Annotated in this window: 13 protein-coding genes; 8 read left to right on the plus strand and 5 right to left on the minus strand. The window is 62.6% G+C overall.

Translation table 11 applies throughout. The annotated features are described in order from the left end of the window. Positions 1-197 precede the first annotated feature (197 nt). The 6 genes from Q9Q94_RS09965 to Q9Q94_RS09990 all read left to right on the plus strand — a co-directional run bounded on the left by Q9Q94_RS09965 (position 198) and on the right by Q9Q94_RS09990 (position 5,938). Positions 198-809 (plus strand): acetate uptake transporter, encoded by a 612-nt coding sequence (locus tag Q9Q94_RS09965; RefSeq protein ID WP_305979912.1) that lies wholly within the window; start codon positions 198-200, stop codon positions 807-809. Between the two features lie 181 nt (positions 810-990). Next, on the plus strand, positions 991-1,233 hold the full coding sequence (locus Q9Q94_RS09970) for a hypothetical protein (RefSeq protein WP_305979913.1): 243 nt from the start codon (positions 991-993) through the stop codon (positions 1,231-1,233). Positions 1,234-1,339: 106 nt separating this feature from the next. Beyond that, on the plus strand, positions 1,340-4,042 hold the full coding sequence (locus tag Q9Q94_RS09975; protein WP_305979914.1) for a bifunctional acetyl coenzyme A synthetase (ADP forming), alpha domain/GNAT family N-acetyltransferase: 2,703 nt from the start codon (positions 1,340-1,342) through the stop codon (positions 4,040-4,042). Between the two features lie 35 nt (positions 4,043-4,077). After that, on the plus strand, positions 4,078-4,389 hold the full coding sequence (locus tag Q9Q94_RS09980) for a putative quinol monooxygenase (RefSeq protein WP_305979915.1): 312 nt from the start codon (positions 4,078-4,080) through the stop codon (positions 4,387-4,389). Continuing rightward, positions 4,386-5,000 carry a DNA-3-methyladenine glycosylase I gene (locus Q9Q94_RS09985; protein WP_305979916.1) on the plus strand — a complete coding sequence of 205 codons (615 nt, stop codon included), beginning with the start codon at positions 4,386-4,388 and terminating at the stop codon, positions 4,998-5,000. The genes Q9Q94_RS09980 and Q9Q94_RS09985 overlap by 4 nt, the downstream gene beginning before the upstream one ends. 80 nt (positions 5,001-5,080) lie before the next feature. Next, complete coding sequence (locus Q9Q94_RS09990; protein ID WP_305979917.1) at positions 5,081-5,938, plus strand: D-hexose-6-phosphate mutarotase; 858 nt, start codon at positions 5,081-5,083, stop codon at positions 5,936-5,938. 53 nt (positions 5,939-5,991) lie between these two features. Here Q9Q94_RS09990 and Q9Q94_RS09995 read toward each other — a convergent pair whose 3' ends face one another. The 3 genes from Q9Q94_RS09995 to Q9Q94_RS10005 form a co-directional block, all read right to left on the minus strand. Then, complete coding sequence (locus tag Q9Q94_RS09995) at positions 5,992-7,512, minus strand: DHA2 family efflux MFS transporter permease subunit (RefSeq protein ID WP_305979918.1); 1,521 nt, start codon at positions 7,510-7,512, stop codon at positions 5,992-5,994. A 137-nt stretch (positions 7,513-7,649) separates the two neighbouring features. Then, entirely contained in the window at positions 7,650-8,726 is a 1,077-nt protein-coding gene (locus tag Q9Q94_RS10000) for an HlyD family secretion protein (RefSeq protein ID WP_305979919.1), read from the minus strand. Further along, positions 8,723-9,187 (minus strand): MarR family winged helix-turn-helix transcriptional regulator, encoded by a 465-nt coding sequence (locus tag Q9Q94_RS10005; RefSeq protein WP_305979920.1) that lies wholly within the window; start codon positions 9,185-9,187, stop codon positions 8,723-8,725. The genes Q9Q94_RS10000 and Q9Q94_RS10005 overlap by 4 nt, the downstream gene beginning before the upstream one ends. A 137-nt stretch (positions 9,188-9,324) precedes the next feature. Between Q9Q94_RS10005 and Q9Q94_RS10010 the strand changes: the two genes are divergently transcribed. Both Q9Q94_RS10010 and leuA read left to right on the plus strand, forming a co-directional pair. Beyond that, a complete protein-coding gene (locus Q9Q94_RS10010) occupies positions 9,325-9,462 on the plus strand; it encodes a hypothetical protein (protein WP_305979921.1) in 138 nt (45 codons plus the stop codon). Between the two features lie 227 nt (positions 9,463-9,689). Continuing rightward, positions 9,690-11,345, plus strand: a complete 1,656-nt coding sequence (gene leuA, locus Q9Q94_RS10015; RefSeq protein ID WP_305980282.1) for a 2-isopropylmalate synthase — start codon at positions 9,690-9,692, stop codon at positions 11,343-11,345. A 103-nt stretch (positions 11,346-11,448) separates the two neighbouring features. Here leuA and Q9Q94_RS10020 read toward each other — a convergent pair whose 3' ends face one another. Then, positions 11,449-12,273, minus strand: coding sequence for a mechanosensitive ion channel family protein (locus Q9Q94_RS10020; protein WP_305979922.1), 825 nt, complete (start codon positions 12,271-12,273; stop codon positions 11,449-11,451). A gap of 62 nt (positions 12,274-12,335) precedes the next feature. Beyond that, the gene (locus Q9Q94_RS10025) at positions 12,336-13,574 is read right to left on the minus strand and encodes a mechanosensitive ion channel family protein (RefSeq protein WP_305979923.1); all 1,239 of its coding nucleotides are present in this window, start codon (positions 13,572-13,574) and stop codon (positions 12,336-12,338) included. Positions 13,575-13,580: the final 6 nt, after the last annotated feature.

Raw genomic sequence — 13,580 nt, forward strand, 5'->3', positions numbered from 1 at the left:
ACCTCATCGGGAGAACAACACGCAACAGATCTCCATTAATTCTATTAACGGATCCATAAAAAGGCTCTTGGGAAATGCCCTGTTAAATTTGATCCAGACGAATTGCACGCAAAACAATCGATGGCACACTCCGCGCCGGCTCCGGATTGCCGAAGCCCTTGCCGCTGCACACCGCCTACCGTTCCAGGAGTTTTTTGATGGCCGATCACGCCAACCACGCCGATTTCACCGCCAACCCTGCCCCGCTGGGCCTGCTGGGTTTTGGCATGACCACCATCCTGCTGAACCTGCATAACGCCGGTCTGTTCGGCATGAATTCGATGATCCTCGCCATGGGCATTTTTTACGGCGGCATCGCCCAGGTGATCGCCGGCGTCATGGAATGGAAGAAGGGCAACACCTTCGGCACCGTCGCCTTCACTTCCTACGGTTTCTTCTGGATGGCGCTGGTCGGCCTGGTCAGCTTCCCGAAGACCGGCCTGATGGAAGCCACCAGCACCGGCGGCCTGGTCGCCTTCCTGGTGATGTGGGGCATCTTCACCGCGATCCTGTTCGTCGGCACCTTCAAGCTCAACCGCGCCACCCAGGTGATCTTCGGCTCGCTGACCCTGCTGTTCGCATTGCTTGCACTGGGCGACGCAACCGGCAACGAGACCATCAGCCACATCGCCGGCTGGGAAGGCATCTTCTGCGGCGCTTCGGCCATGTATGCCGCCGCCGCCCAGATCCTGAACGAAATCTACGGCTACGAACTGCTGCCGCTGGGTAACAAGCCCGCTGCCGCAGTTGCCCTGAAGAAGGCCGCCTGAGGCGGATCTTCAGACAGCACTGCTGAAGACCCTTACGGGGCGCCGCTGCGCAGGCAGGGCGCCCCATTTTTCGTGACATATGCACAGAATTAACACTTTTCTACGCTCTCGCGGTCTTTCCCGGATTGCTGCAAGCCTTGTATACAGCTAGTTTCAAACCATTCCCAACCGGAGAATGGCCATGCTGCAAACTGCCATCTATTGCAAGACACACAAGGGCGCCGAAGAAATTGCCACGCGCGCTCATCATCTGCCCTCGCGTTTGCGCAGCACCCTGATCCTGATCGACGGCCACACACCGTGGAACGAGCTGTGCAAACGGCTGATGATCGGAGAAGCGGCCGAAGCAGCAGTTCAAACCCTGCTGGCTGAAGGCTTCGTGCAAAGCATCGACGACGAACCACCGACCGTCATCGAGATGTAGGACGCACCGTCCGGATGGGCGTGCCAATGCCCTACTGTCGCCCCGGATACGGCATACTGAGCTGAGTCAGGCAGCCGCCTGTCAGCCGCCTCGCCGGGGTGCCTCCTTGGACGAAAAACACTACCTGTCACCGCTTTTCGAGCCACGCAGTGTGGCCATCATCGGAGCCACCGAGCGTGAGAACGCCCTTGGTGCAATCCTGGTCGCCAACATGCTGGCGGCGGGCTACAAGGGCACGCTCTACGCGGTCAATCCAAAATACAAATCGGTGCAGGGAGTTCCCTGTTTCGCCGATATCCGGGAAGTGCCGGGCAAGGTCGATCTGACCGTCATCGCCACACCAGCCGGTACCGTTCCCGGGCTGATCGATGAATGCGGCCAGGCCGGTGTCCGGGTCGCCGCCGTGCTCTCGGCCGGTTTCGGCGAGAGTGGCGCACTGGGCGCCCAGCTGGAAATCGACACCGTGCGCATCGCCCGTGGCTACGGCATGCGCCTGCTGGGACCGAACAGTCTGGGCGTGGCACGGCCGCTGCTGGGGCTGAACGCGACCTTTGCCTCCAGCGGCGCGCTGAATGGCTCGATCGGCTTCGTTTCACAATCCGGCGCGCTGTGCGCCGCGGTGCTGGATTACGCGCGGCCCAATCAGGTCGGCTTTTCCACGGTGGTGTCGCTGGGCTCTTCAGCCGAGCTCGATTTTGGCGAGATCCTTGATTATCTGGTGTGGGACTTCCGCACCGAAGCCATCCTTGTTTACATCGAAGGCATCCGCGATGCGCGCCGCTTCCTCAGCTCGCTGCGAGCGGCGGCCCGCGTGAAACCGGTGATGGTGCTCAAGGTTGGCCGTCACCCGGTCGGCTCGCGTGCCGCGCAGGCCCACACGGGTTCAATGACCGGCGATGACGCGGTATTCGACGCGGCGCTGCGGCGTTCCGGCGTGGTGCGTCTGAACACGCTGACGCAGCTGTTCAGCAATCTGAAAGGCTTGTTCGTACACTTCCGCCCGCGCGGCAACCGCCTGGCGATCATCACCAATGGCGGTGGCCCCGGCGTGATGGCGGCAGACCGCGCCGGCGATCTGGGCATCGTTATGGCAAGACTGGCGCCTGAAACCATCGCCCGCCTGGAGAAAGTGCTGCCGACCCACTGGTCACGCGAGAATCCGGTCGATCTGGTAGGCGACTCCAGCCCGGAACGCTACGCCCGCTCACTCGAAGCGCTGCTGATGGATGACAACGTGGATGGTGTGCTGTGCCTGCTTTCGCCCCTGGCAATGAGCCAGCCGAGCGAAGTGGCGCGCCGCGTGGTCGAACTGAGCAAGACTTCCGACAAACCCATCGTCACCTGCTGGCTGGGTGACGATGCCTGTCTGGAAGCGCGCGAGATCTTTCGCATGGCCAGAATTCCGTCGCTGCGCACGCCGGAGAGCGCGGTCGACCTGTTCTCGCACATCAGTTCGTATTACCGCAACCAGCAGCTGCTGACCCAGGTGCCCGGTCCGCTCGAATACGAAAAAGCACCGATGCGCGAATTGGCCATCGGCCTGATCGACAGCGCCCTGAAGGATCGTCGCACCATCCTGCGCCGGCATGAGGCACAAGGACTGCTGGCCGCCTTTCACGTGCCGGTGGCGGCAATGCGCGTGGTGCATTCGATCAGCGATGCGGAGAGAGCGGCAGCCCAGATGGGCTACCCGGTCAGCCTGCGGCCGAATGCGGCGCTCTATGGCACCCGCCTGCAGCACCTGAGCGCACGCCATGATCTGGCCAGCAGCGTGGGCCTGCATCTGGCCTGGGAAGAGCTCACCAGCCAGATCGAGCAGCACCTGCCCGAGGCGCTCGGTGCCGGTCTGTGCGTGGAACCGACCTGGCACAGCCCGTATGCACGCGAGCTCATGCTGCGTGTGTGGCGTGATCCGGTTTTCGGGCCGGTAATCGGTTTCGGCGAACGCAGTCTTGACCCGAACTACTGGCCAGACCGTGCCGTGGCCCTGCCCCCGCTGAACGCCTTTCTGGTGCGTGACCTGCTGCACGACACCCATGCGGAGCGCCTGCTGGGCCCGCTGGAGGGAATGCCAGCGGCAGATTTCGACGCGCTGGAGCATCTGCTGCTGCGCATTTCCGATCTGGTCTGCGAGCTGCCCATGCTGCGTTCGCTGGAAATCAATCCGCTGTATATCGATGATCGCGGGATTCTTGCCGCCGAGGCGCGCATCGAGATCGGGCGCAACGCCCGTCAAAGTGCACGCTACGAGCACATGGCCATTCATCCTTACCCCACCAATCTGGTGTGGAGCTGGCAGCTCAAGGATGGCACCCCGGTCACGATCCGCCCCATCAAGCCGGAAGACGCGGAAATGAACCAGGGCTTCGTGCGCGATCTTTCGCCGGAAACCAAGTATTTCCGCTACATGAGCGCGCTGCGCGAGCTCTCGCCGGCACTGCTCTCGAAACTCACCTTGATCGACTACGACCGCGAGATGGCCTTCATCGCGACCTGCCTCGAAAACGGTCAGGAAAAACAGCTGAGCGTCAGCCGTTTCAACACCAATCCGGACGGCACGAGTTGCGAGTTTGCCATCGTTGTGGCGGATGCCTACCAGCACAGCGGGCTGGGGCGACGCATGATGGAAGCCATCATCAGCACGGCCTACGCACGCGGCCTGACGAGCATGAAAGGTGAATTTCTCACCAGCAACGAACGCATGCTGCGTTTTGTCGAACGCATCGGTTTCGTGCTGCACACCGACCCCGAAGATAAAACATTGAAACACGGTACACTGGACCTTGCCAAAGCGAACGCCCGCAACTGACAATCCCGTTTGCGCCCGCCTGACCCGGTCATTTCATGCCTACCCATTCCATTCACGTCATCACCCTTGCCGACGCCGAGCCGGAACATGTCGACACCGTGCGCGAGATCCTGCAGGAGATGGCCGATCTTCACCGTCAGGAAGAAGGCTGCATGCGCTTTGATGTGTATGCCGATGCCGCACGCCCGGGTCGCTTCAACACCATCGAGGTGTGGGAGAGCCTCGCTGCCCACAAGCGCCATCTGAATTCGGCGCTGGTCACCCGCAGCGTACTGATGCTGATCGGCAAGATGCGTGGCCTGCCGGATATCCGCATCCTGCAGCCTGTCAGCGAGATGAGAGATTGAGCGGACACCCACACGAGTCCGGTGACGGGCGCTGCCGCTGTGCCTGGCTGGGCACCTGGGCCGGCGCTGCCGACCCGCTGTACCGCACCTACCACGATGCCGAGTGGGGTGTCGCACAGCGGGATCCGGTGCGGCTCTTCGAGATGCTCACGCTGGAAGGCGCACAGGCCGGGCTTGCCTGGATCACCATCCTGAAGAAGCGCGCCAACTATGGCCGTGCGTTCGAGGGCTTTGACGTGCGCAGGATTGCCCGCTACACGGATGCCGATGTTGAACGCCTGATGCAGGATGCCGGCATCGTGCGCAACCGCCTGAAGATCACCTCCACCATCGACAACGCCCGCGCCTGGCTGGCGCTGGAAGCCGAAACGGGCGACGTGCCCGCGTGGCTGTGGAGCTTTGTCGGCGGCAGCCCACGCCAGAACGCCTGGCGCGGCATGGGCGAGATTCCGGCCAGCACGCCGGAGTCCGACGCCATGTCGAAAGCGCTGAAGAAGCGCGGTTTCCGCTTCGTCGGCAGCACCATCTGCTACGCCTTCATGCAGGCAACCGGCATGGTCAATGACCATACCGTCGATTGCTACCGCTACGCCGAACTGTCGAAACGCTGAGGTCTTCAATACAAACCCGGATTGGCTTTGGCTTCCGGCAGCAGTATTCTTGCAACTTCAAAATTTGCCAGACAAAGATCATGCCGACTCCCATCGCCGAAGACATCGACTACCACGGTCTCCCTGCCATCCATCTGCGCGCGCCCGACGGCGCCGAGGCCATCGTGCTGCTGTACGGCGGCCATCTGGTTTCCTGGAAACCGGCGGGCGGCGAAGAACGCCTGTACATGTCTGACAAGGCAATTTTCCAGCTGGGCACGCCAGTGCGTGGCGGGGTGCCCGTCTGCTTCCCGCAATTCGGCAATACCGGTCCGCTGCCCCAGCACGGTTTCGTACGCACCCGCATGTGGGAAAAGGTCGCAGCCCGCGCTGGCGACGATTTCGCCATGGCCGCCCTGCGCATCACCGACAGCGAAGAAACCAGGGCGATCTGGCCGCATGCTTTCCAGGCCGAACTGAGCATCGGCGTGACCAACGCCCGCATCGATATCGAATTCGAAGTCGAGAATACCGGCGATCAGGCCTTTGAATTCGCCGCCGCCCTGCACACCTACCTGTGCGTCAAGGAGGTCGAGGAAGTCAGCCTTGAAGGCTTGCGCGGCCAGCGTTACCGCAACCTGCTCAACAAGGATGCGATAGAAGAAGTCGTCGATACCGGCACTGCCGTGGTCATCGACCGCGAGACCACCCGCCTCTACTACGAAACCGAAAATCCGCTGCTGCTGCGCGAGCACCGCCGCTCGCTCGGTATCAATGCCGAAAGCATGCCTGATACCGTTGTGTGGAATCCCTGGGAACACACCTGCGCCACCATTGCCGATCTGCCTGCCAACGGATTCCGTCGCTTCCTGTGTGTCGAGGCCGGGGCAATCCAGAAACCGGTGCAACTGGCTCCCGCCGAAAGCTGGTGGGGCCGCCAAACGCTGGTGGCCATGTAAGCCTCACCAGCTCGGCACAAGGCCTGCAGCACACCGGATTGATCCGGCGTGCTTCAGGCCTTTTTCATGGGCGCACGCAGCAGCAATACCAGCGGCGCCGCGACGAGCGTGACCCACATCATCAGGCGAAAATCCTGCAGGTAGGCCAGAGTAGCCGCCTGGCGGGTGACTTCGGCATTCAGGCTGACCAGCCCGCTTGTCGTGCTCAGGTTGTAGACGCCCGCCTCGACCGCACGCTGCAGGGATTCGTTGAACGGATTGATGTAGCTGGAAAAGGCAGCATGATTGCGCTGGGTATTCTGGGCCAGCGCGGTAATGACCACCGAGATGCCGATGGAGCTGCCGATATTGCGCATCAGACTGTACAGCCCGGTGCCTTCGGTGCGATAGCGCTGTGCCAGCGTCGAAAAGGTCAGCGTGGACAGCGGCACGAAGATAAAGCCGAAACCCATGCCCTGCACGACGCCGGTACTGACGATGGTGAAGCCGGTCGTTTCGGTGGTAAACCAGGTCATCTGCCACAGCGACAGGCAGGTCAGGCCAAGCCCGGTCAGGATCAGAGCCCGCGCATCGATACGGCTGACAAGCTTGCCAACGATCATCATCGCAAACATGGTGCCGAAGCCACGCGGCGCAAGCAGCAGGCCCACGTCGATCACCGGATAGCCCATCAGGTTCTGCATGAACGGTGGCAGCAAAGCCATCGTGGACAGCAGCAGCACACCGACGATGAACACGAAAATCAGCCCGACACTCAGATTGCGATCGCGGAACAGCGCCGGCTCGATGAAGGGATGCTCATGCGTGAACATGTGGGCAAGGAACAGATAAAAACACAGGCAGGCCAGAGCCGCTTCAACAATGATCTCGGTACTGGCAAACCAGTCCAGCGAATGGCCGCGATCCAGCAGCATCTGCAAGGCTCCGATGGATATTGCCAGCAAGGCAAACCCGAGCAGATCAAAAATACGGCTGCGATCAATGGTGGTTTCCTTCACGTAGGCTGCAATGCCCAGCCATGCAAGGATGCCGAAAGGCAGGTTGATGTAGAAAACCCAGCGCCAGTTGTAATACTCGGTAAGCCAGCCCCCCAGACTGGGGCCGAGGATCGGCCCGATCATCACCCCCATGCCCCACAGCGCCATCGCCGCGCCGATCTTCTCGCGCGGATAGGTGTCGAGCATCACGGATTGCGACAGCGGCACCAGCGCCGCACCGAATACGCCCTGCAGCAGGCGGAAGATCACGATCTGGGTCAGGTTCTGTGCGGCACCACACAACATCGAAGTCAGCGTGAAACCAACCACCGACCACAGAAAGATGCGTTTGCGCCCAAAGCGTGCAGCCAGAAAACCGGTCAGCGGCAGAAAGATGGCCGAGGCCACGATGTAGGAGGTCAGCACCCAGGATATCTGATCCTGCGTGGCGCCCAAAGCGCCCTGCATGTGCGGCAGGGCGACGTTGGCGATGGTAGTGTCCAGCGCCTGCATGATGGTCGCCAGCATGACCGCAACGGTGATGGCGCCGCGATGGCTTTTCTCCGGCGCGGCAGTGGTTGTAGTGTTGCTGCTCATGCGATTGATCCAGTGACAATCCGTTCGGCCCGGGTGCCGCGCTTCGCGCGGTGTATCGAGGACTGGGCCGTGGCCTCGATATGGCGCCGCGCGCCACCCGGCACGAACGGTTTGAAAGAGTCCCGAAAACCGGCCTGTTACAAGGAGAGACCGAGCAGGCGGCGCTTGTGGCCGGTAGCAATCTCCACATCCGCGCTCAGGCCGGCACGCAGTGGCGGCTGCTCAGCCTTGGCTTCGATGCGGATGCGCACCGGCACGCGCTGGGCGATCTTCACCCAGTTGCCAGTGGCATTCTGTGCGGGAATCACCGAGAACTCGGCTCCGGTGGCGGGCGACAAGCTGTCGACAGAGCCCTGCCAGACCTGATCCGGGAAGGTGTCGATATGGATCTTCACCGGCTGGCCGGGGTGCATGAAGGTCAGGTCGGTTTCGGTGAAGTTGGCCTCCACCCACAACTCGCCCCCTGCAACCAGCGACATGGCGGTCGTGCCGGCACTCAGATACTGACCCGGCTTGGGCAGCTTGCTGACGGTACCGGCCACCGGTGCGCGTACTTCAACACGCGCCAGATTCAGCTTGGCCTGTTTCAGTTCGGCCTTGGCAGAAAGCCAGGACGGGTGATGCTCCACCGGCAGATCCACACTGCCGCCCAGACTCTGCGCGATGCGGTTCAGATCCTGCTCGAGTGCCAGCACCTGCTGCGCGGCGAGTTCGGAAGCCTGTTTCGAGTCATCCAGCTTGGAGACCGGGATGAAATTTTTGGCGGCCAGATCGGCCTGACGCGCGCGATCCTTGTCGGCAAAGCTCGAGCGTGTACGCGCTACCGTGATTTCGGCCTGTTTGCCGCGATAGCTGGCTTTCAGTGCCGCAAGATCAGTGCGTACCTGCGCCATCTTGGCTTCGGCCTTGGCCACCGCCACCGCGAAGGGCTCGGGATCAAGGCTGAACAAGGGCTGCCCGGCCGTGACAGCCTGATTCTCCTGCACCAGTACTTCTTTCACCGGCCCGGCCACCTCGGCGCTGATCGACAGCTTGTCCGCCTTCACATAGGCATTGTCGGTCTCCACCGAGCGCCCGCCACGCAGGTAGACCACCCCGGCGCCCAGCGCCAGCAGCAGCGGAACGACGAGCAGCAGGATCAGGCGCAGACGGCTGTTGCGCACTTGAACAGGTGGCGTGGCTTGCGGTGTCGGGGTCACATCGGTGTTGCTCATGAAACATCTTCTCGTGAGTGTTGGCGCATCTGCGCTAGGTTGGCGCGCATCTGGATCAGCGCGGAATGCAGCACAGCGACCTGCGTGGCATCCAGCCCACGCAATGCGGCCTGCTGAAGAAACTCTCCGTGCCGGCGCACTTCTTCCAGATAAGGCGTTGCGGCAGCGGTCAGGTAAAGCTGATAGGCCCGACGATCGTGAGGATCGGCGCGACGCTCGATCAAGCCCTCCTCCTGCAACGAATCAAGCAGGCGGGCCAAAGTGATCGGCTGGATATCCAGGTGTTCGGCCAGATCCACCTGACGCAGGCCTTCCTGGCGTGCCAACTGGACCAGCGCACGCACCTGCGCCACCGTCAGGCCGGCGCCGGCATCAGCCTGCAACTGCTGGGTAAAGGCCTGACGCAGCAGGCGCGCCACATCCGTAACCAGAAATCCCAAGCGTTCCTCAGACGTCTTCATTGCCGTCAGCCAATATAGTAAGCAATGCTTATTATATTGCTTGCAGACAATTTGTCCAGCCGACGAATCAAACAGATTGCAAAATCCTGCTTTGCAGTGCTTGACGCACCCCCGACACGGGCAGTAAGGTTCGTCTCATGGCTACGTTCACGTCCGCCCTCGCTCTGACTCTCTCCCTCGCCTTGGTGCTCATCGCCAAGCGCGCACTGCAGGCTCGTCGCCTGCAGCCCCTGCGTCTGCAATCGCAGCGTCTGCTGCGCCGCACGCGCAGATAAAACCCCCACCCCCTCGTTCCGGTTGTTGTGTTCCCTGCCCTCAGGCAGGTTTGAGCGTTTGCGCGTCTGGCGCATCCATCCCAAGGGAGATTCCACATGATCATGCTGCTGACCACTTTGCTGCGACTGCGCCCCGGGCACCGGGCCATGATTTCGTGGTTGCCCGCTGCCCCTGCTTCGGCCACACCCAGCAAATTCCGAATGCAATGGAGAACCCGATCATGTCGATGTTGAAGAATCCCGCCAGCAAATACGCCGCTTTCCCCGCCATCAATCTTCCGGACCGCCAGTGGCCCGGCAAGACCATCAAGCACGCACCGATCTGGATGAGCACTGATCTGCGTGATGGCAATCAGGCGCTGTTCGAGCCGATGTCCATCGAGACCAAGCTCGCCTTCTTCGAGATGCTCACCCGCGTGGGCCTGAAGGAAATCGAGGTCGCCTTCCCCGCCGCCTCGCAAACCGAATTCGATTTCGTCCGCCGCCTCATCGAGGAAAAGCGCATCCCCGATGATGTCACCATCGAAGTGCTCACCCAGGCGCGCGAGCACCTCATCGAGCGCACCTTCGAAGCCTTGCGCGGAGCCCGCCGCGCCATCGTGCACATCTACAACGCCACCGCCCCGGAGTTCCGTCGCACCGTCTTCGGCGTCGATCGCGCCGGCTGTATCCGTCTTGCCGTGGACGCCGCCACCCGCGTGCGCGAGCAGGCTGCGCGCTATCCGGAAACCGAATGGGTGTTCCAGTACAGCCCGGAAGTCTTCAGCGCCACCGAACTCGATTTCGCCCTCGAAATCACCGAGGCCGTTGCCGACGTGTGGCAGCCCACGCCCGCGCGGCCGATGATCCTCAACCTGCCCGCCACCGTGGAAGGTGCAACACCCAACGTCTACGCCGACCAGATCGAGTGGATGAGCCGCCACCTCACGCGCCGCAACGCCACGCTCATTTCGGTACACCCGCACAACGACCGCGGCACCGCCGTCGCCGCCGCCGAACTGGCCTTGATGGCCGGCGCGGACCGCGTCGAAGGCTGCCTCTTCGGCAATGGCGAGCGCACCGGCAATGTGGACCTCGTCACGGTTGCCCTCAACCTCTACACCCAGGGGGTTGATCCCGGCCTCGATTTCTCGAACATCAATGAAGTGGCCCGCGTGGTGGAAGAGGCCACCCGCCTGCCGATTCATCCGCGTCATCCGTACGTGGGGGACCTCGTGTTCACGGCCTTCTCCGGCTCGCACCAGGATGCCATCAAGAAAGGCTTTGCCGTGCAGCAGGCGGACGCACAGTGGGCCGTGCCCTACATGCCGATCGACCCGCACGACCTTGGCCGCAGCTACGAATCGGTGATCCGCGTGAACAGCCAGTCCGGCAAGGGTGGCATCGCCTGGCTGATGGAAAACGCCTACGGCCTGAGCATGCCACGCCGCATGCAGGTGGAATTCTCCGGCGTAGTGCAGCAGCACATGGACGACACCGGCGCCGAGATGACGGCCAGCGATCTGTGGCAGCTCTTCGAATCGGCCTACCTGACCGCCGAAAGCCCCTTGCGCCTGATCGACCACCGTCTCGACGAGTCGCGTGAGCGCCACGGCATCACTCTGGAGGTGGAAGCTGGCGGCATGCCCCGCACACTTGCCGGCACCGGCAACGGGCCGCTCGCTGCTGCGCTGGCCGCGTTGGGCGTACAGGCCGCGATCCACAGTTTCGAGGAGCATTCCCTCGGCACCGGCAGCGATGCCCGCGCCGTGGCTTTCGTCGAGATCACGGTGCCCGGTCGCCCCGGCACCGTGTTCGGCGCCGGCTGCTCGACCAGCATCATGGAAGCATCCTTGCGCGCCCTCGTCTCGGCACTGAATCGTTCCGGCGTCACGGCAGGCTGAAGACCCGCATCCGGCGGACTTCTGCGGGCACCCTGCTTGAAGAAGTCCGCCAGACGCGCTTATACAGACAGGCTATCTGCAGACCAAGGCGGGAAGCGGCTTTTCAGCCCTGTCCTAGCAGCCGGACTTCCCGCTGCGGGAAAGGCATGCGGATGCCGCGGGCGCGGAAGGCCTCCAGCACGGCCTGATTGATCTCACCGATGGCCTGCGGATTGTCGGCCACGCTCACCCAAGGCTTGATGGCAATCACCACGCCGGAGTCTGCCAGCGTGGTGATCTGCACCAGCGGTGCCGGCTCGGCAAGCACGCGCGGATTCGCCTGCAGCACCTCCAGCACGGTCGCCAGTGCCTGATTGTGGTCGCTGTCGTAAGCGACCTGAGCACGCAGATCAAGCTGACGGATGTGGCCATAGTTGTGCAGGATCTCGCCAACGATCTTGCGGTTGGGCACCACCACACGCGAATTGTCGGCATGCAGCAGCACGGTGTTGAACAGGCTGATGTCGCTGACCACGCCCTCCACGCCGATGATGCTGACGTACTCGCCGATGCGGAACGGATGGGTCAGGATGATGGTAAGCCCGGCCACCAGATTCGACAGCAGCCCCTGCATCGCCAGTGCCACGCCGGCCCCCGCCACGCCCAGCCCGGCAATCAGCGGCAGGAGTTCGACGCCCAGATTCTGCAGGGCAATCACGCCGAACAGCGCCAGCACCAGAATGCGCAACACGCGCACCAGCAGCAATTCAAGATCCGGCTCCAGATGCAGGCGGCTCAATGAACGCTTGAGCATCTTGCCCGCCCAGCGCCCGGCATAGAATCCGGCAGCCAGAATGACCAGCGCCACCAGCAGTTTTGGCCCGAAGCTCACCGCCTGGGTCACAACCAGCGTTTGCGCCTGATCCAGCAAAGCCAGCGATTTATCCATGCTCATGCCTCCTTGCAAAAGCCCGCAATTCAAGCCGGAATCAGACCAGCATCAGGCCCGAATCAGGCCGGATTCAGCAAACGCACCTCGCGCTGCGGGAAGGGAATCTCGATGCCCTCCTCGCGGAAGCGCCGCAGGATGGCCCGGTTGATGTTGGAGCGGATTTCGAGGCTGCCCTTCTCGGGGTCATTGATCCAGAAGCCCAGCTCCAGCGTCATGCCGCTGTCGTCAAACGAAACGAGAAAGGCCTTTGGCGCCGGGTCGGCAATGACCCGCGCCTCCTGCAGGGGCAGCTCTTCGAGAATCTGCAGCGCACGCTCCACATCGCTCTGGTAGGCCACCTGAACCTTCACCGCCACCCGCACGCGCGGATCGGCGAAGCTGTCGTTGATCACTACCGACCCCACCAGCGTCTCGTTCGGCAGCAGGAAATGCGAGCCCGAGCCCGCCCTGAGCACGGTGTAACGCGTGGTGATCTGCATCACCTCGCCACGGTCGGAGCCCACCTGGATCACGTCGCCCAGCCGGATCGAATGGTCGAGCAGGATGATGAAACCGGACACGTAGTTGCTGGCGATCTTCTGCATGCCAAAGCCCAGTCCGACCCCCAGCGCACCGCCGAAGACCGACAGGGTGGTGATGTCCAGCCCCACCAGCTCCATCCCCACGAGCACTGCGATCAGGATCAGCAGGGCTTTCACCACCCGCGAAAGCACGATCTGCACGCTGCGATCCATGCCCACGACCTGCAGCAGGCGCGCTTCGATCACCCCGCCCAGCCACAGGGCCAAGACCAGCGCGCCGAGTACCGAGGCCAGCCCCTGGCAGACGCCCCACAGCGTGATATGCGTCTTGCCCAGCGGCAGCACGAAGGTGTCGAGCCACTGGATCAGCTCGGGCAGGATGCCCAGCAGATCGAGCGCAACGCCCAGCCACACCAGCGCCGCAATGCTGCGCCCGAAGCTGGTCACCCAGGGCGATTTGGGAAAGGCGCGCTGCACCGCAAACACCACCATGCGGATGCCGACCATGGCCCACAGCAGCTGCACGGCCACTGCCACGAAATGCAGCTTCCAGCCGTTGTGATGGGCAACGAAACGCAAGGCCGACAAGAGCAGGATGGCCAGCAGCGGAAACGCCAGCGAGCGCAGCCCGCCCACTGACGACTCGCGATTGACCTTGCTGCGCAGACCACGCGCCAGCAACACCGCCAGCGCCAGCAAGGCCGCCAGCACCAGCAGCTCGCGCAGGGATGCGGGGGTTGTCAGCAGCACCAGCACATCGGTCAGCAAACCATCCATGCGCGA

The organism is Uliginosibacterium sp. 31-16 (assembly GCF_030730865.1).
Taxonomy (GTDB): domain Bacteria; phylum Pseudomonadota; class Gammaproteobacteria; order Burkholderiales; family Rhodocyclaceae; genus Uliginosibacterium.

Bases quoted from the DNA above. Each gene is read 5' to 3' on its own strand.
- Q9Q94_RS09965 (WP_305979912.1), top strand. From the start codon at position 198: ATGGCCGATCACGCCAACCACGCCGATTTCACCGCCAACCCTGCCCCG.
- Q9Q94_RS09970 (WP_305979913.1), top strand. From the start codon at position 991: ATGCTGCAAACTGCCATCTATTGCAAGACACACAAGGGCGCCGAAGAA.
- Q9Q94_RS09980 (WP_305979915.1), top strand. From the start codon at position 4,078: ATGCCTACCCATTCCATTCACGTCATCACCCTTGCCGACGCCGAGCCG.
- Q9Q94_RS09990 (WP_305979917.1), top strand. From the start codon at position 5,081: ATGCCGACTCCCATCGCCGAAGACATCGACTACCACGGTCTCCCTGCC.
- Q9Q94_RS09995 (WP_305979918.1), bottom strand. From the start codon at position 7,512: ATGAGCAGCAACACTACAACCACTGCCGCGCCGGAGAAAAGCCATCGC.
- Q9Q94_RS10000 (WP_305979919.1), bottom strand. From the start codon at position 8,726: ATGAGCAACACCGATGTGACCCCGACACCGCAAGCCACGCCACCTGTT.
- Q9Q94_RS10005 (WP_305979920.1), bottom strand. From the start codon at position 9,187: ATGAAGACGTCTGAGGAACGCTTGGGATTTCTGGTTACGGATGTGGCG.
- Q9Q94_RS10010 (WP_305979921.1), top strand. From the start codon at position 9,325: ATGGCTACGTTCACGTCCGCCCTCGCTCTGACTCTCTCCCTCGCCTTG.
- leuA (WP_305980282.1), top strand. From the start codon at position 9,690: ATGTTGAAGAATCCCGCCAGCAAATACGCCGCTTTCCCCGCCATCAAT.
- Q9Q94_RS10020 (WP_305979922.1), bottom strand. From the start codon at position 12,273: ATGGATAAATCGCTGGCTTTGCTGGATCAGGCGCAAACGCTGGTTGTG.
- Q9Q94_RS10025 (WP_305979923.1), bottom strand. From the start codon at position 13,574: ATGGATGGTTTGCTGACCGATGTGCTGGTGCTGCTGACAACCCCCGCA.